Annotated in this window: 13 protein-coding genes; 8 read left to right on the top strand and 5 right to left on the bottom strand. The window is 61.1% G+C overall.

The genetic code is table 11. The features are described from left to right. Positions 1-32: 32 nt before the first annotated feature. Complete coding sequence (locus DFO48_RS18300; protein ID WP_114864375.1) at positions 33-1,220, bottom strand: acyl-CoA dehydrogenase family protein; 1,188 nt, start codon at positions 1,218-1,220, stop codon at positions 33-35. Positions 1,221-1,508: 288 nt separating this feature from the next. Between DFO48_RS18300 and DFO48_RS18295 the strand changes: the two genes are divergently transcribed. The 5 genes from DFO48_RS18295 to tesG all read left to right on the top strand — a co-directional run bounded on the left by DFO48_RS18295 (position 1,509) and on the right by tesG (position 6,206). Further along, positions 1,509-2,486 (top strand): flavin reductase, encoded by a 978-nt coding sequence (locus tag DFO48_RS18295; RefSeq protein ID WP_114864374.1) that lies wholly within the window; start codon positions 1,509-1,511, stop codon positions 2,484-2,486. Between the two features lie 79 nt (positions 2,487-2,565). After that, entirely contained in the window at positions 2,566-3,405 is an 840-nt protein-coding gene (locus DFO48_RS18290; protein ID WP_114864373.1) for an alpha/beta fold hydrolase, read from the top strand. 20 nt (positions 3,406-3,425) lie between these two features. Continuing rightward, a complete protein-coding gene (gene tesE, locus DFO48_RS18285; protein WP_114864372.1) occupies positions 3,426-4,220 on the top strand; it encodes a 2-hydroxyhexa-2,4-dienoate hydratase TesE in 795 nt (264 codons plus the stop codon). A 6-nt stretch (positions 4,221-4,226) separates the two neighbouring features. Continuing rightward, positions 4,227-5,150, top strand: coding sequence for an acetaldehyde dehydrogenase TesF (tesF, locus tag DFO48_RS18280; protein ID WP_114864371.1), 924 nt, complete (start codon positions 4,227-4,229; stop codon positions 5,148-5,150). Between the two features lie 15 nt (positions 5,151-5,165). Next, the gene (gene tesG / locus DFO48_RS18275; RefSeq protein WP_114864370.1) at positions 5,166-6,206 is read left to right on the top strand and encodes a 4-hydroxy-2-oxovalerate aldolase TesG; all 1,041 of its coding nucleotides are present in this window, start codon (positions 5,166-5,168) and stop codon (positions 6,204-6,206) included. A gap of 178 nt (positions 6,207-6,384) precedes the next feature. Here tesG and DFO48_RS18270 read toward each other — a convergent pair whose 3' ends face one another. The 4 genes from DFO48_RS18270 to DFO48_RS18255 all read right to left on the bottom strand — a co-directional run bounded on the left by DFO48_RS18270 (position 6,385) and on the right by DFO48_RS18255 (position 11,435). Further along, the gene (locus tag DFO48_RS18270; protein WP_114864369.1) at positions 6,385-8,484 is read right to left on the bottom strand and encodes a TonB-dependent siderophore receptor; all 2,100 of its coding nucleotides are present in this window, start codon (positions 8,482-8,484) and stop codon (positions 6,385-6,387) included. Positions 8,485-8,703: 219 nt separating this feature from the next. Continuing rightward, on the bottom strand, positions 8,704-8,907 hold the full coding sequence (locus DFO48_RS18265) for a hypothetical protein (RefSeq protein ID WP_114864477.1): 204 nt from the start codon (positions 8,905-8,907) through the stop codon (positions 8,704-8,706). A 352-nt stretch (positions 8,908-9,259) separates the two neighbouring features. Then, complete coding sequence (locus DFO48_RS18260; RefSeq protein ID WP_114864368.1) at positions 9,260-10,216, bottom strand: OB-fold domain-containing protein; 957 nt, start codon at positions 10,214-10,216, stop codon at positions 9,260-9,262. Between the two features lie 4 nt (positions 10,217-10,220). After that, a complete protein-coding gene (locus DFO48_RS18255) occupies positions 10,221-11,435 on the bottom strand; it encodes a thiolase family protein (RefSeq protein WP_114864367.1) in 1,215 nt (404 codons plus the stop codon). Positions 11,436-11,645: 210 nt separating this feature from the next. On the opposite strand from DFO48_RS18255, the gene DFO48_RS18250 reads away from it, so the two are divergent. From DFO48_RS18250 to DFO48_RS18240, 3 genes are read left to right on the top strand one after another with little or no spacing between them, the layout of a single operon-like run. Then, a complete protein-coding gene (locus DFO48_RS18250) occupies positions 11,646-12,653 on the top strand; it encodes a YCF48-related protein (protein WP_114864366.1) in 1,008 nt (335 codons plus the stop codon). Then, positions 12,650-15,133, top strand: a complete 2,484-nt coding sequence (locus tag DFO48_RS18245) for an RND family transporter (protein ID WP_114864365.1) — start codon at positions 12,650-12,652, stop codon at positions 15,131-15,133. The genes DFO48_RS18250 and DFO48_RS18245 overlap by 4 nt, the downstream gene beginning before the upstream one ends. Continuing rightward, complete coding sequence (locus DFO48_RS18240) at positions 15,133-15,591, top strand: nuclear transport factor 2 family protein (RefSeq protein WP_114864364.1); 459 nt, start codon at positions 15,133-15,135, stop codon at positions 15,589-15,591. Before DFO48_RS18245 ends, DFO48_RS18240 begins: the two co-directional genes overlap by 1 nt. Positions 15,592-15,732 lie beyond the last annotated feature (141 nt).

Below are 15,732 nucleotides of genomic sequence, written 5' to 3'. Positions count from 1 at the left end.
GAGAGCGCTGCCGCAGCTTGGCCTGAATTCAATCAGACAAAGGGTTCCTGGTTGGGAATGCCCAGCACATGCGAGCCATAGGCGCGCACGTAGGCATCCGTGTTGTTCGCAATGTGGGTACGTCCCTGATGGATGTCGCGGAAGATGCGCTCGATGGGATTGTTCTTGAAAGTGCCGCTGGCTGCGCAGGCACGCATCAGCTCATTGGCATGAAAGCCCGTCAGCTTGGGAACGTATGACGCCTGAGCACGCTGCAGCAGACGCTCTTCCAGCGTCAGCTGAATACCAGTCTTGGCCGCATCCACAATGCGTGCGTAATTGCGGAACAGAACCATCTTGAGCTGGTCCAGCGCAATCGTGGCTTCGGTCACGGCCGTCTGGGCGTTAACGTCCTCGGCCATCCTGTTGCCATGCTTTCCAACGTGCGCCGTCGCACGCTCGGTGAACGATGCGATGGCGCTTTCCAGCGCGCCCAGACAGGCGGTGGACACCGCACGCTGGAACACATGGGTAAAGGGGATGCGGAACAGCCAGCTGGTGTTCTCCGTGCGGCCGGGGCAGCCCACATCGCTGTGGTCGTTGGTGTACTGGATGCGATGTGCGGGGACAAACGCGTTCTCCACCACGATGTCATGACTGCCTGTGCCGCGCAGGCCCAGCACATCCCAGTTGTCCTCAATGCGGTAGTCCGCCTTGGGCACCAGAAAAGTCACATGCTCCAGGCCAGGCGTGCCATCACGCTTGGGCAGCAGACCGCCGAGAAACAGCCAGTCGCAATGCTTGGAGCCGGTGGAAAAGCTCCAGCGGCCGTTGAACCTGAATCCGCTTTCCACGGGCTCGGCCTTGCCAGTAGGCATATAGGTCGATGCGATGCGCACGCCGTTATCCTTGCCCCACACATCTTGCTGGGCCTGGTCGGGGAAAAGCGCCAGCTGCCAGGGGTGAACGCCGACCACCCCGTAAATCCAGGCCGTGGACATGCAACCCTTGGCCAGCTCCATCTGCACGCTGTAGAACACACGAGGATCCATTTCATAGCCACCCCAGCGCTTGGGCTGCAGCACGCGAAACAGACCCGCCTCAGCCATCTCCTGAACGGTTTCATCGCTGATCTTTCCTTCGCGATCCGCCTGCTGTGCGCGTGCCGCCAGCTTGGGCGCCAGGGCCTTGGCACGCTCGATCACTGCCAGCGCATCAGGGGTGAGGTAGTTATCTGTCATTGTGTTCATTCAGGTCTCCAGTTGCCGCTCCACCGGACGGCTTGTGGTGTGGTGGGCAAGGCTTTTTCGCCTATGACAGAAATGCTCTCACCATGCAATTTTCCGTTCATCGTCCGATCAGACTAACGATGAAGCAGGCGTTTCCGGTCTTCTGCAAAGCCTGATCCTGCACAGCAAAAACACTGAACCTAGGACAAACACCAAGCCCTGTTTTGCGCCGCTAGTCCATGTGAAGGATTCATAAAAGCCCTGTTCGCAGCACTCTTGCACCAAGGAGACATTCACCCCATGCAAAGCACTGCAGCAACCTTCGACCCCAAAGACTTCCGCCGCGCCCTGGGCATGTTTGGCACCGGAGTCACCATCGTCACAACCCGTGCCGAGAATGGCGAGCCTGTAGGAATCACCGCCAACAGCTTCAACTCGGTTTCGCTGGAGCCCCCCATGGTTTTGTGGAGCCTGGCCAAGAACGCCCGCAGCCTGCCTGTGTTCCAGAACGCTGACACCTGGAATGTGCACATCCTCTCCAACGAACAAGAAGCCCTGTCGAACCGCTTTGCCCGTGCTGGCGAAGACAAGTTCTCCGGCCTGCAGCTGGACTCCGAGGCAGCCCATGCCCCTTTGCTGCAGGACTGCAGCGCGCGCTTCAGGTGCAAGACGGCGTTCCAGTACGACGGCGGCGACCACATCATCTTTGTGGGCGAGGTGACCGACTACGACGCCAACCCGCACCCACCCCTGCTCTACGTAACTGGCGGTTACGCCCTGGCTTCACGCAAGGCCAACGCCGTGGCCAGCGAACCTGCCGCAGACACCAATACCGTCTACTCGGAAAACCTGATCGGATATTTGATGGGCCGCGCGCACTTTCAATTCCTGAGCGGCTTGCGCAAGCCCATGGCGGCTTACGGCATGACCGATGCCGATTTTTACGTGCTCTCGCTGCTGAGCATCCAGCAGCCCCAGTCGCCTGCCGAAATTGCCTCTCACATGGCCTACACCGGCACCGACATCGGAGCCGTGGCCCTGCAGTCGCTGATCAGCAAAGGCTGGGTGGAGGAAAGCCGCGAGCGCGCCGAGTCGCTGCAGCTCACGCCCCTGGGCAACGAAGCCATCTTGCATGTACTGGCCGCAGCCAAGGCCGTGGAAACCGATTTGATAGCGAGCCTTGGCGAGATGGAAGCAGCCACGCTGCGCAATCTGCTCAAAAAGGCGATCGCCGCCACCGACCCCGGCCTGCCCAAGCTCTGGCAAGCCAGGGCTTGATAAACCCCGTCATCCAAGATTTCTCACCCGAAGGCCGGAGACAGCCTTCGTCTATCCACTCCAAGCATAAAGAACAGAGATGAACATTTTTTCCATCCCAGAAGGCAAATATGTGGACATCGGCAACGTGGCCAGCCATCCCCAGCGCGTGCACTACCACGAACAGGGATCGGGTGACCCGGTAATCTTCCTGCACGGAGCTGGCACCGGTGCCAGCGGCTACAGCAACTTCAAGGGCAACTACCCCGAGTTTGCAGCGGCCGGCTTTCGCTCCATCGTTCCCGATCTGCTCGGCTACGGCCTCTCGTCCAAGACCGAGGAGCCCAGGCAGTACGACATGGATTTCTTCATCGCCGGCGTCAAGGGACTGGTGGATCAGCTGGGTCTGAAGAACATCACCCTGCTGGGCAACTCGCTTGGCGGTGCCGTGGCTCTGGGCTATGCGCTCAAGTACCCGGAAGACATCAAGAGCCTGATCCTCATGGCACCCGGTGGCGTCGAAGAGTTCGAAGCCTATATGGCCATGCCCGGCATTGCCAATATGTTCAATGTCTACAAGTCGGGCAAGACGGGCCCAGAAGCCATGCGCGCCGTCATGAGCATGCAGGTGGTGGACCAGGCCCTTCTGACCGACGAGATCATCAATGAGCGTGCGCCCATTGCTCTGACCCAGACCGAAGCCTCGCGCCAGCGTCTGTACATCCCCAATATGACAGAGCAACTGCCCGATCTGAAGTGCAATGTGCTGGGCTTCTGGGGCATGCAGGACGCCTTCAACCCCGTGGGCGGTGCCGACAAGCTGGCCAAGGGCATCAAGAACTGCCGCGTGGTGCTGGTCAACCAGTGCGGCCACTGGGTGCAGGTCGAACATCGAGAGATGTTCAACCGTACCTGCATCGACTTCATGAAGAACGGTTGAAGCCACCGCGAGCGACAAATATGAGTGACAAGCAATTCATCGAACAGCAAGGCCAGCGCCTGTATGACGCGCTGCGCACCGCCAGGACACTGGCACCGCTGACCGACAGCCACCCCGAAATGACGGTGGAAGACGCCTATCACATCTCCCTGCACATGCTGCGCCTGCGCGAAGCATCGGGCGAACGTGTGATCGGCAAGAAGATCGGCGTGACCTCCAAGCCCGTGCAGGACATGCTGAACGTGCACCAGCCCGACTTCGGCTTTCTGACCGACAGCATGGAATACGAGGACGGTGCAGCCGTCTCGCTCAAGGCATCCGGCCTGATCCAGCCCCGCGCCGAGGGCGAGATCGCCTTCATGCTCAAGAAGGATCTGCAAGGCCCAGGGGTCACCAAGGAAGACGTGCTGGCAGCCACCGAGTGGGTAGCGCCCTGCTTCGAGATCGTCGATTCGCGCATCAACGACTGGAAGATCAAGATCCAGGATACCGTGGCCGACAACGCGTCCTGCGGCGTCTTTGTCATCGGCACGCAGCACACCGATCCTGCGTCCTTAGATCTGGCCGCCGCCGCCATGCAGATGCACAAGAACGGGCAGCCCGCAGGCTCGGGCCTTGGCAGTGCCGTGCAAGGTCACCCCGCCGAAGCCGTGGCCTGGCTGGCCAACACGCTTGGCGCTTTTGGCATTCCCTTCAAGGCCGGCGAGGTGATTCTTTCTGGCTCCCTCGCCCCCCTGGTGCCCGCCGCTGCCGGTGACCGCTTCGAGATGGTCATTGAGGGCATGGGCAGCTGTTCCATTCAATTCACGGAGTAAGACACCATGACGCAAAAGAAAATCAAGTGCGCACTGATCGGGCCCGGCAATATCGGCACCGATCTGCTCATGAAACTGCAGCGCTCTCCCCTGCTGGAGCCTGTGTGGATGGTCGGCATCGACCCTGAATCCGATGGTTTGAAGCGTGCCCGCGAGATGGGCATCAAGACCACGGCCGACGGTGTGGACGGCCTGCTGCCCTTTGTCAAGGAGGACGGCATCCAGATTGCTTTTGACGCCACCAGCGCCTATGTCCACGCCGAAAACAGCCGCAAGCTCAACGAGCTGGGCGTGCTGATGATCGACCTGACGCCCGCTGCCATCGGCCCCTATTGCGTTCCCAGCGTGAATCTGGCCGAGAAGGTTGCAGAAAAGGCCATGAACGTGAACATGGTCACCTGCGGCGGCCAGGCCACCATCCCCATGGTGGCGGCGGTTTCGCGCGTGCAGGCCGTGAGCTACGGCGAAATCGTGGCCACGGTATCGAGCCGCTCGGTTGGCCCCGGCACGCGCAAGAACATTGACGAGTTCACTCGCACCACCTCTGGCGCGGTCGAGAAAATTGGCGGCGCCCAAAAAGGCAAGGCCATCATCGTCATCAACCCCGCCGAGCCGCCGCTGATCATGCGCGACACCATCCACTGCCTGACCGTAGATACGCCAAAGAAGGAAGAGATCGAGGCCTCGGTGCAGGACATGATCAAGGAAGTGCAGAAATACGTGCCCGGCTACAAGCTGGTCAACGGCCCCGTGATCGACGGCAACCGCGTCTCCATCTACATGGAAGTCGAAGGCCTGGGCGACTACCTGCCCAAGTACGCCGGCAATCTGGACATCATGACCGCCGCCGCTGCGCGCACGGCCGAGATGTTTGCCGAAGAAATCCTCGCCGGCCGCTTCGAGCTGGCTGACGCCGCAGTTGCCGCCTGACAATAGGAGAAACACATGTCCCTCAAAGGCAAGAAAATCACCGTTCACGACATGACGCTGCGTGACGGCATGCACCCCAAGCGCCACCAGATGACGCTCGCGCAAATGAAGTCCGTGGCCACGGGACTGGACGCCGCCGGCGTGCCCCTGATTGAAGTGACCCACGGCGACGGCCTGGGCGGCAGCTCGGTCAACTATGGCTTCCCCGCGCACACCGACGAGGAATACCTGTCCACCGTCATCCCCCTGATGAAGCAGGCCAAGGTCTCGGCCCTGCTGCTGCCCGGCATCGGCACCGTCGACCACCTGAAGATGGCCCATGCGCTGGGCGTGTCCACCATCCGCGTGGCCACCCATTGCACCGAGGCCGATGTCTCCGAGCAGCACATCGCCATGGCCCGCAAGATGGGCATGGACACCGTGGGATTTTTGATGATGGCCCACATGAACAGCGCCGAAGGCCTGGTCAAGCAAGCCAAGCTGATGGAAAGCTACGGCGCCAACTGCATCTACATCACCGACTCAGCCGGCTATATGCTGCCCGATGACGTGAAGGAACGCCTCGCCGCCGTGCGCCAGGCCCTCAGTCCCGAGACCGAACTGGGCTTTCACGGCCACCACAACCTAGCCATGGGCATCGCCAACTCGCTGGCCGCCATCGAAGTCGGAGCCAACCGCATTGATGCCGCTGCCGCAGGTCTGGGCGCCGGTGCCGGCAATACGCCCATGGAAGTGCTGGTCGCCGTGTGCGCGCGCATGGGCATTGAAACCGGCGTGGACGTGTTCAAGATCCAGGACGTGGCCGAAGATCTGGTCGTGCCGCTGATGGACTTTCCCATCCGCATCGACCGCGACGCGCTGACCCTAGGCTATGCAGGCGTCTACGGCAGCTTCCTGCTGTTTGCCAAGCGTGCCGAAGCCAAGTACGGCATCCCCGCGCGCGAGCTGCTGCTGGAGTTGGGCCGCCGCGGCATGGTCGGCGGCCAGGAGGACATGATCGAGGACACGGCACTGACCATGGTGCGCGAGCGCCAGCAGCAGGCTATGGCGGCCTGATACGTCTGACTTCAGGCTCTCTTTGCCACTTTGATCGGGTTCAGCGGCTGCTTGGGGCGGCCGTTGAACCTTTTTTTATGGCATCGGTCTGAGCATCAGGCCTCTATGCATCCAGGCTGCCACCCCTGGCAGCAGCTGGGTCCAGGCCAGTCAGCCCGTGCCACATGGCACACCTTTTTTAGAAGCGATAGCGCGCCACCACCTGGGCCGAGCGCGGTGCGCCCGGCAGATTGAGGTTGGGCGAGCTGCCATGACCGGCCACGATGTAGCGACGATTCAGCAGATTGTTGAGCTTGAGCTGCACATCCCAGGGGCCCATGCGGTAGTAGGCCATGGCATCCACCGTGGTGTAACCTGGCAAGGTCACGGTATTGCCGGGATTGGCAAACCGGGCGCCGACATAGTTCAGCCCCCCGCCCAGGCCGAAGCCGTGGCCCAGTGCCTTGGTCACCCAGAAGTTGGCGCTTTGCCTGGGCGTCAGCGTGGGGCGTTTGCCCTGCACCGGCTGGCCGGAGTCGACGGCAGGCGATGTGGTCATCTCACCATCGAGGAATGCATAGCCGGCCCAGACCTGCCAGCTCGGTGCAATCTCTCCGGCAAACGTCAGCTCCAGCCCGTTGGTGCGCTGCACGCCCAGAGGCACGACGGTGTTGGTTGTGGGGTCGACGCTCTTGATATTGGTGCGCTCGAGCTTGAACAGCGAGGCCGTGACCGACGCTTTGCCATCAGGCAGATCCCATTTGACGCCGACTTCCTGACTGGTAGTTTTCTCCGGCGCCAGCTGTGCATTGTTGGCTGCCAATGCAAAGGTTTCGCCCGACGGCTGGAAGGACTTGCTCCAAGAAGCATAGTAAGACCAGGCAGACGATGGCTGATAGACCAGCCCGACGCGCGGGCTCCAGGCGGTGTCCGTGCGGCCCAGATCCGGCTTGCCCGGCTGGCGCTCATGCGTTTCCTGCTGGAAACGGTCGTAACGCACGCCGGCCAGAGCCTTCCATTGAGAGTTGATGCTGACCAGATCCTGCAGATACAGGCTGGCCACCTTGAAGACGCTGTGGTTGTCCGCCGCAGGCTTGCCGTTGATGCGCAGCGGCAAAGTCGGCAGCACCGGATTGAACAGCGAGACCGTCGCCACATTGGCCTGGCTGTATGACAGCAGGTCCTTGCTCTGGCGACCGAATTCGAAGCCGTACAGCAGCTGATGCTTCATCCCCGCCAGCTCAAGCTTCTGGGTCAGTTCGGTCTGGTTGAAAAAGCCGCTCTCATCACGCTGGACATTGCCCCGGGTCAGCGATGCGGTCAGGGCCTTTTCGTTGACCGAGCCCACGAGCGTGTTGTTTCTATCCAGCGAGTAATCGTAGAAGCGCAAGGCATTGCGCAACGACAGGCTGTCGCTGATACGGTGATTCAGCGTCGCACCCAGCGATGCGACCTCGGCACGGCTGACATCCACATCCCTGGCATTGGCCGCGCCGTAGTAAGTGCCGGGCGACACATTGACAGGTCGGCCCTGGTACGCGGGGATACCGAAGTCTGTCAGGCGGCTGTCCTTCAGATAGTCGGCCTGCAGCAGCACGCTGGTGTCCGAGCTGGGCTTGATCAGCACCGATGCCGCAAGCGCCTTGCGATCGAGAAACTGCTGGTCGCGGTAGCTGTCGGCGCGCTCTATGGCGCCAGTCAGGCGATAGGAGACCACACCGCCTTCGGGTGCGCGGGCCAGGTCGAACTCACCGCGGCGCTGGTTCCAGCGCCCCAGAGTCAAGCCCACTTCGCTGAGATTGACGCCGGGCTTCTTGGTGATGCGATTGATCAGGCCGCCAGACGAGCCGCGTCCGTACAGCACCGATGCAGGGCCCTTGAGCACTTCGATCTGCTCGATATTGGACAGATCGCGGAAATACAGCGCGTCATCGCGTAGGCCGTCCACGAACTGGTCGGCAATCGCCGAGAAGCCGCGAATGGTGACCTGGTCGCGCTGACCGTCACCATGAGAAAATCCCACGCCGGGCACGGCCTTGAGAGCATCCTGCATGGATTGCGCGACCTGATCGCGCAGCAGGCTCTGAGGCACCACATTCACGGTCTGAGGAATATCACGCAACGGGGCCTCGATCTTGGTGGCGCTCGTTGCCGTGGGTGGGTTGTAGCCGGAATCGGGCTGACGATCACTGCGGACCTGTACTTCGTCCAGCACCACCTCTGAAGCTTGCTGCGCCCACGCCGCGCCGGAAAAAGCCAGCCCCAATGCCGCTGCCAGCGGCGAATACCTCAATGCCATGAATGCCTCGTTATACGGAGTTGTAATTCGGCTTGGCGGGTATCGTCCGAAGCAGGGACTACGGCATCAATTGGCTACAACCTGTGTGCTGTGCAAAAGCGTGCGCATCATAATCAAGAATCAGTCTCATTTACCTGTACTTTACAGTACAGAAATCACCCAGAGATCAAAGTCGGCTAGGTAGGACGCCGCAGGATTCGAGGTCTGCCGGACTCAAACTCAATAGCCCGATGAAAAAACCGCGCTCCAGGAAATCTGGGCACTGGCCAGCACGATGCCGGCGGGCAGCTTGAGCGCAGAGTCCGCCTGCGCAGCCACCGCGGCACTCTGTGGCAGATTCATGGCAGGCAGGTATAGCGCCAGCGCCGCAGCGGCCAGCGACACTGCGCGAAGTGCATTCATCCAGCGAAAAGAGGTTTTCATGCTTGTCTCCTGTGCAGGCTCTATGGCCTTTGTGGTTTGCAGTATGGCCAGCACGGGAAACGCAACATCGTCCGTTTTGATGAGCAGGTATTTACTTAGGTGGCAACCCCAGACCGATAACCCGTTGGTGCCATCGCACAGCTTGGGCTACTCGCAAGCACAATCTTCACAATTTGATAGCTGCCATCGCTCTACAGACATAGCTATAAAACCAATTTAGCTGATATTTTCTGCACGGCAGCAGAGAAAGCAGCCCATCTGTGTGTGGCCACAAAAAAAGGGCTTTGCCTGCGCAAAGCCCCAACCCTTGAAGAAACTGAAACACCCGCCTTCACAGGGCGGGCAGCGACGATTACATGTAGAGAATCACCAAGTCGTTGATGACTGCAGGACGGTCCTGGCCGACCACATGGATGTTGAGCTCCATCGTCGCCTGCACGCCGCTCTTGACCTGCTCCACCGCCTTGATGCGGGCCCGCGCGCGGATCTTGCAGCCAGAGGGCACCGGGGTCGGGAAGCGCAGGCGGTCCGAACCGTAGTTGACCATGTTGTTGAAGTCCACCACCTCGTAATCCAGCGGAATCCTGAGCTGGCTGGCCAGCACCTGCACCAGGGCGCCATGGGCGATGGTGGTGCCAAACGGGCTTTTCTCACGCGCCTGCACGGGATCGGTGTGGATCCAGTAGTCATCGCCCGAGAGCCTGGCGAACTCGTTGATGACTTCCTGGCTCACGGTGAACTCGTTGGACCAGGGGCTGTATTCCTCGGACACCAGAGACTTCATGGCCTCGATGTCCTTGACGGAGATCTTGCGCTTGACAGCGGTAGAGTGCTCCACCACTGCAACCTCGGCATCGGCATCGGCATCGGCCCCGGCGTCGGCCTTGATGACGCCCGGATGGCTGCCCGCATGGGTGGTAAAGCGCAGCAGGGTGACCTCGCCGGGGCGCTCGTCAAACACGGGGCGCACCTCCATGCCCACCTTGAGCGCCTCGGGAGCCACGCCGACCATGGTGGTGTTGATGCGCACGCCTTCACGCAGTTCGACCACGGCCAGGGCCTGGGGCATCTCGTCGGTGAATTCGGGCATGGTGGGAATGCGCGCCACGGTGAAGCTGTAGAGCGTCCCCTCACCCGATACTTTGCTCCACTTCAGGGAGCGCGATCCGCAAGTGGGGCAATGGGTGCGCGGGAAAAACAGCGAATGTCCGCGATCGCATTGCTGGATGCGCACTTCGTGAGCCTTGAGACCTTCCCAGTACGGTGCAGAAATTTCCGTGGGATGAGGCAGAGGTTTGTTCCAAGCCATGTTCTTATGCTCCCCGCAGGATCAAGGCGCCCTGCTCGCTCATCACGCCACCGGTGCCGGACACATAGGCCAGATCGTTGCGACCCAGCTGCCTGTCGCCGGCACGTCCCTGAATCTGGTGCACTGCTTCGATCACCTGGGACATGCCGCCCGCCGTGCCGGACTGGCCGAAGCTCAGCTGGCCGCCATGGGTGTTCATGGGGAAGTTGCCCTTGAAGGTGAAATCATTGTTGCGCAGAAAGTCCATGCCCTTGCCCTTCTCGCAAAAGCCCGCGTCCTCCAGCGTCAGCATCACGGTAATCGTGTAGCAGTCATAGATCTGCGCCATATGCATGTCGCAAGGGCGCATGCCCGCCATTTCGAAAGCCTTGGCAGAGGCCGGACCGATGGGGGTCTGGAGCATGTCGGCCATATAGGTGGGCGACTTGCTGCTCACATGCTCGCCGCAGCCGACGATGCTGACGGGGCGGTGTCTGGTCGTTCTGGCGCGATCAGAACGGGTGACGATCATGGCGCCGCCGCCCGCAGCCGGCAGCACGATTTCCAGCACATGCAGAGGGTCGGCCACCATGCGCGAGTTCAGCACGTCATCCACGGTGATGGGCTGACCGTAGAACATGGCATCGGGGTTGTGACAGGCATTGAAGCGCTGGTCCACGCAAATGCGCGCCAGAGCGGCCGCGTCGTAGCCATGGACCGCGCCGTAGCGCTGGGCAATCATGGCATAGCCGGTGTTCTGTGCCATGTGACCGTAGGGCAGGTCCATCTCGGCCTCGGGCGCTCCAAAGCGGGTGCTGTGGCCGCCGAAGCGGCTGGCCTTCATGACCTCCTTGATGTGGTCGTCATGTTCGGAGATCGGTGCCATGCGCGACGGCAGCACGCAGACCACGGTGTTGCACAGCCCCAGCTCGATCGCAGCCGCCGCACGCCAGACCATGGCCACGGAGCTGGCCCCCCCCAGGTCCACGACTTCGGCAAAGTTCAGGCGCACGCCCAGGTACTCGCCAGCCATGGCCGGCACAAAGCAGCTGGCTTCATGAAAGTGCGGGGCGCTGGTGATCAGGCCGTCCACTTCGGACAGCTCCATGCCGGCGTCCTCCAGAGCCTGCAGCGTCAGGTCGGCAACCTGCTCCAGATGGAACATGCGCGGCGCCGTTGCGTACTTCTGCGGCTTGTACTGCGCGACGCCAACCAGCGCCGCTTTTCCTTGCAAACCCATATGTCTCCCTTACCAAGAAAGTGTGCATTCATTGTGTAAATGAAGCAGACCGAATCCATCGTCTGTAGAGACTAAAAAGCCGGCCCCGTACATACCCCTAATTCTCCGGGCAAACGTCCATTCGGACGATGTTGCAGAAGCTCCAAATCAAGAACCTGCACCCGTGTTTGCAATACATGCACAGCGTGTACGAATCAACAAGGAGACAACGTGAAAACAGCCGTCGGTATAGGCGCAGCAGCATTGGTGGCCTTTGCCTCAGCGCTCGCCTTTGCACCCCGCACACCGCCCCCCCTGGCCCCCACCACCATTGGCATCGAGCGCAGTCACTTCAACACCATCACGCAGGTGGGCGATCGTCTGCTGACCGCCGGCGCAATCGGTGAAATCCTGTACTCGGACGACAAGGGTGCTCACTGGCAGCAGGCCCAGCTCAAAGAGCAGCGTCAGGCGCTCATCGTCAGCATGGCTTTTGCTCCCGACAAGAAAACCGGCTTCGCCGTGGGCCACGAAGGCTGGATTCTGCGCACCAAGGACGGCGGAAGCACCTGGGAGGAAGTCGCTTTCTCCAAGGAGAACGGAGAGCCTCTGATGTCGATCGCGCGCCTTCCTTCGGGCGACTGGATCAGCGTAGGCGCCTTTGGCCGCGCCATCACCACCAAGGACAACGGCCAGACCTGGGGGCCACTGGCCCTGCCCGCAGAAGTTGAAGACAAGCACATGAACCGCATTGCCAGCTCCGAAGATGGCAAAAACTGGCTGATCGTGGGCGAGCGCGGCCTGGTCATCAAGTCTGACGACGCTGGCCAAAGCTGGCAGGTCGAGCCCGAGTTCTACAAAGGCTCGTTCTACAACGCCATGCCCACTCGCGACGGCGGCTGGCTGATCTATGGCATGCGCGGCAACGCCTTTGTGCAGACCGCACCGGGCGCGCAATGGATGAAGTCGACGATTCAGGCTCCGGTCTCCTTCTTTGGCCATGCCCAGGAAAAGGACGGAACCATCATCCTGGTAGGACAAGGCAGCATGCTCGGCCTGAGCAAGGACGGCGGCAAGAGCTTCAGCCTGCAGCGCGCCAAGGGCCGCGCCACCCTGACCGACATCGTTCTGACCGGCCCCGACAGCGGCTGGATGTCCAGCGACTCAGGCCTGCAACCCTTTCCCCCACCACACCAAGCCAAGGCAGCCGCTCAGGCTGACCCAGGAGCGACACAATGACTCTGAGCGAACCCACCAGCCGGCTGGACCGGTTTATTGCATCCACAGCACGCTGGCTGATCTCGTGGAGCAAGTCCATCGTCGTGCTGACGCTGATTGCCACGGCACTGCTGGCTGTCTCGGCCATGCGTACGCACCTGGATCCGGGCTTCAACAAGTTGATCCCCATGCGTCATGAGTACATGACGGCATTTCTCAAGCATGCAGCCACCTTCTCGGGCGCCAACCGCATTCTGGTGAGCGTGGAATGGAAGGGCCGGCAAGGCGATATCTATAACAAGGAATTCCTCGAAGCACTGCGTGGCGTGACGGACGAGGTCTTCTTCACCCCCGGCGTCAACCGCGGTCAGGTGTATTCGCTGTTCACACCGAACGTGAAATACATCGAGATCACCGAAGACGGCTACGTGGGCGAGGTGCTGATTCCTTCCCGCTTCGAGGCCAACGAACAAGGCCTGGCCCAGGTACGCTCCAACGTGGCCAAGTCCGGTCAGATCGGCTCTCTGGTCAGCAACGACCTGAAGTCCGCCATGGTGCGCGCCGACCTGCTCGAGGTCGACCCAAAGACTGGAGAAAAACTCGACTATCACAAGGTTGCGCAGCGCCTGGAAGAGATCCGCAGCAAGTTCGAAGGCAAGGACATATCCATCCACATCATTGGTTTTTCCAAGGTACTCGGCGATGTGATGGACGGCCTGACCACCGTGATGACCTTCTTCGCCATTGCGTTCGTCATCACCGCCATCATGCTGCGCATGTATACCAAGTCCACCAACCTCACAGTGGTGGGCCTGGCCGTGGCACTGCTGCCCGTGATCTGGCTGTTGGGCATTTTGCCGCTGATCGGCTACGGCATCGACCCCATGTCGATCCTGGTTCCCTTTCTGATCTTCTCCATCGGTGTATCCCATGCCGTGCAGATGACCGGAGCCTGGAAGCATGATGTGCGCGCCGGCCTGAGCTCCAGGCTGGCCGCCGAGAACGCGATTCGCAAGCTGGCCATTCCCGGCGCTCTGGCGCTGCTGACCAATGCTCTGGGCTTCATGGTCATCATGCTGATCGACATCCCCATCGTGCACGAGCTGGGCGTGACCGCCTGCATGGGCGTGCTGCTGATGATCATCACCAACAAGGTGTTCCTGCCCGCAGTGCTGGCCAATTTGCGCCTGGAAAAAAAGGCCATGCAAGCCCCCTCCTCCTCCGCCAACGGCCGTAACCCCATCTGGTGGAAACTGTCGGCACTGTCCGAAGGCAAGCCCGCAATGCTGACTCTGGTGGTGTCGCTGCTGCTGCTGGCCGCCGGCACCTACGAATCGCGCAATCTGCTGACAGGTGACGTGGGCACGGGCGCTCCCGAGTTGCGCGCCGAGTCGCGCTACAACCGTGACAACGACACCATCATCGGCAGCTACTCCATAGGCATGGACGTGCTGTCCGTCTTCGTCGAAACCTCCAACCTCGACGAAGGCTGCCTTAACTGGCAGGTGATGAACGCCGTGGAGCGCTTTGAATCGCGCATGCGCCGGGTTGACGGCGTGCAATCGGTCTCCAGCGTCTCCGGTCTGGCCAAGATCGCGGCGTCCAGCAACAACGAGGGCAACCCCCGCTGGGCAGCTCTGCAGCGCACCGAAGCCGCGTTGCGTTCGGGTGCCAAGGCACTTTCTCCCGATCTGGGCCTGAACACCGAGGGCTGCAAGGTCATCAATCTGCAGGTCTTCCTCAAGGACCACGAAGGCGCCACGCTGACCCATGTCGTCAATGAAGTGCGTGGTTTCATCGCTGCAGACAAGACGCCCAACGTCAAGTTCCTGCTGGCTGGCGGCAACGCCGGCGTGGCGGTCGCGACCAACGAGGCCGTGGAACATGCCGAAGTGCAGATGCTGGGCTCCATCTTCGGCGCCATCACGCTGCTGTGCTGGCTGACCTTCCGCAGCTGGCGCGCCGTGCTGTGTATCGTCGTTCCCCTGGCCATCGTCTCCATACTCTGCAATGCCTTGATGGCCATGCTGGGCATTGGCCTGAAGGTCCCTACGCTGCCAGTCGTGGCCCTGGGCGTAGGTGTGGGTGTGGACTACGGCATCTACCTGTTCGAGAGCATGCAACACGAGCTGCGCGAGCGAGACATCACGCTGCGCGAGGCCTTCTATGAAGCCATGCGCCAACGTGGCAATGCCGCCATCTTCACAGCGCTGACCATGTCCATAGGCGTGGGCACCTGGGCTTTCTCGGCACTGAAGTTCCAGGCCGACATGGGCATCTTGCTGGCCTTCATGTTCCTGGTGAACATGCTGGGCGCGATCTTCCTGCTGCCTGCCATGGCCTACTGGCTGAATGTGGGCGCAGCGGAAGCCAGGGCACGCGTCAAGCGCCTGCAGCGGCAACCCAGACATGCCCATGCTGCAGGCAGCGCCGGCGGCATCAGCCACGCAGGCGGCATGCTCAAACCCGAACCCCAGTCATCCGTGAACGGAAAAGTGTGATGCAGACCGCAACAAGCACGCTGGAGCAGGTTCTTCTTGAACATGCTCTGGCCCAGACCCTGACCCGCTACGCCACGGCCTGCGACACACGCAACTGGGACTTGCTGCAGCAGGTGTTCACACCCGACTGCAGCACGGTCTACGGTGGCAGCTACATCTGCGAAGGGATCGCCAAGGTCCGCCGCATGATCAGCACCCACCTTGACGGCTGCGGCCCCACCCAGCACCTGCTGGGCAATCTGGAAGTCGATGCCAGCGACCCGCAGCGCCCGCTCAGCAGGATTCAGGTGCGCGCCGCGCATCAAGGTCTGGGCCAGCGCGGTCACCTGCGCTACGACGCCATCGGCTTCTATGAAGACGAATGGGTAAGGCTGCCCGAAGGCTGGCGCATCCAGAAGCGCAGCATGACGATGCTGCTGGAGATCGGCGATCGCAGCGTGCTGCAACCCGCCGCCTGAGCTGCCACACGCCATCAATCAAGCCGCGCGGCCATGCTGCGCGGCTTTTTTTGTTTCCGCACGACTCAATTGCTAGAAGCCTACGGTTCATGAAAAAGAACTTCAGGCAAATTTGACACTTGAAAAAGGCCAGCATTTGCT

Source organism: Comamonas sp. AG1104 (genome assembly GCF_003350425.1).
GTDB classification, from domain to species: Bacteria; Pseudomonadota; Gammaproteobacteria; order Burkholderiales; family Burkholderiaceae_C; genus Comamonas; species Comamonas testosteroni.
Note: the sequence above shows the minus strand (reverse complement) of the source record. Positions and strands in the feature narration are given on the sequence as shown.

What these genes read in the sequence shown, in the direction of transcription:
- DFO48_RS18300 (WP_114864375.1), bottom strand. Translation starts at nt 1,220, where the DNA reads ATGACAGATAACTACCTCACCCCTGATGCGCTGGCAGTGATCGAGCGT.
- DFO48_RS18295 (WP_114864374.1), top strand. Translation starts at nt 1,509, where the DNA reads ATGCAAAGCACTGCAGCAACCTTCGACCCCAAAGACTTCCGCCGCGCC.
- DFO48_RS18255 (WP_114864367.1), bottom strand. Translation starts at nt 11,435, where the DNA reads ATGGGTTTGCAAGGAAAAGCGGCGCTGGTTGGCGTCGCGCAGTACAAG.
- tesE (WP_114864372.1), top strand. Translation starts at nt 3,426, where the DNA reads ATGAGTGACAAGCAATTCATCGAACAGCAAGGCCAGCGCCTGTATGAC.
- DFO48_RS18245 (WP_114864365.1), top strand. Translation starts at nt 12,650, where the DNA reads ATGACTCTGAGCGAACCCACCAGCCGGCTGGACCGGTTTATTGCATCC.
- DFO48_RS18260 (WP_114864368.1), bottom strand. Translation starts at nt 10,216, where the DNA reads ATGGCTTGGAACAAACCTCTGCCTCATCCCACGGAAATTTCTGCACCG.
- DFO48_RS18290 (WP_114864373.1), top strand. Translation starts at nt 2,566, where the DNA reads ATGAACATTTTTTCCATCCCAGAAGGCAAATATGTGGACATCGGCAAC.
- tesG (WP_114864370.1), top strand. Translation starts at nt 5,166, where the DNA reads ATGTCCCTCAAAGGCAAGAAAATCACCGTTCACGACATGACGCTGCGT.
- tesF (WP_114864371.1), top strand. Translation starts at nt 4,227, where the DNA reads ATGACGCAAAAGAAAATCAAGTGCGCACTGATCGGGCCCGGCAATATC.
- DFO48_RS18270 (WP_114864369.1), bottom strand. Translation starts at nt 8,484, where the DNA reads ATGGCATTGAGGTATTCGCCGCTGGCAGCGGCATTGGGGCTGGCTTTT.
- DFO48_RS18265 (WP_114864477.1), bottom strand. Translation starts at nt 8,907, where the DNA reads ATGAAAACCTCTTTTCGCTGGATGAATGCACTTCGCGCAGTGTCGCTG.
- DFO48_RS18240 (WP_114864364.1), top strand. Translation starts at nt 15,133, where the DNA reads ATGCAGACCGCAACAAGCACGCTGGAGCAGGTTCTTCTTGAACATGCT.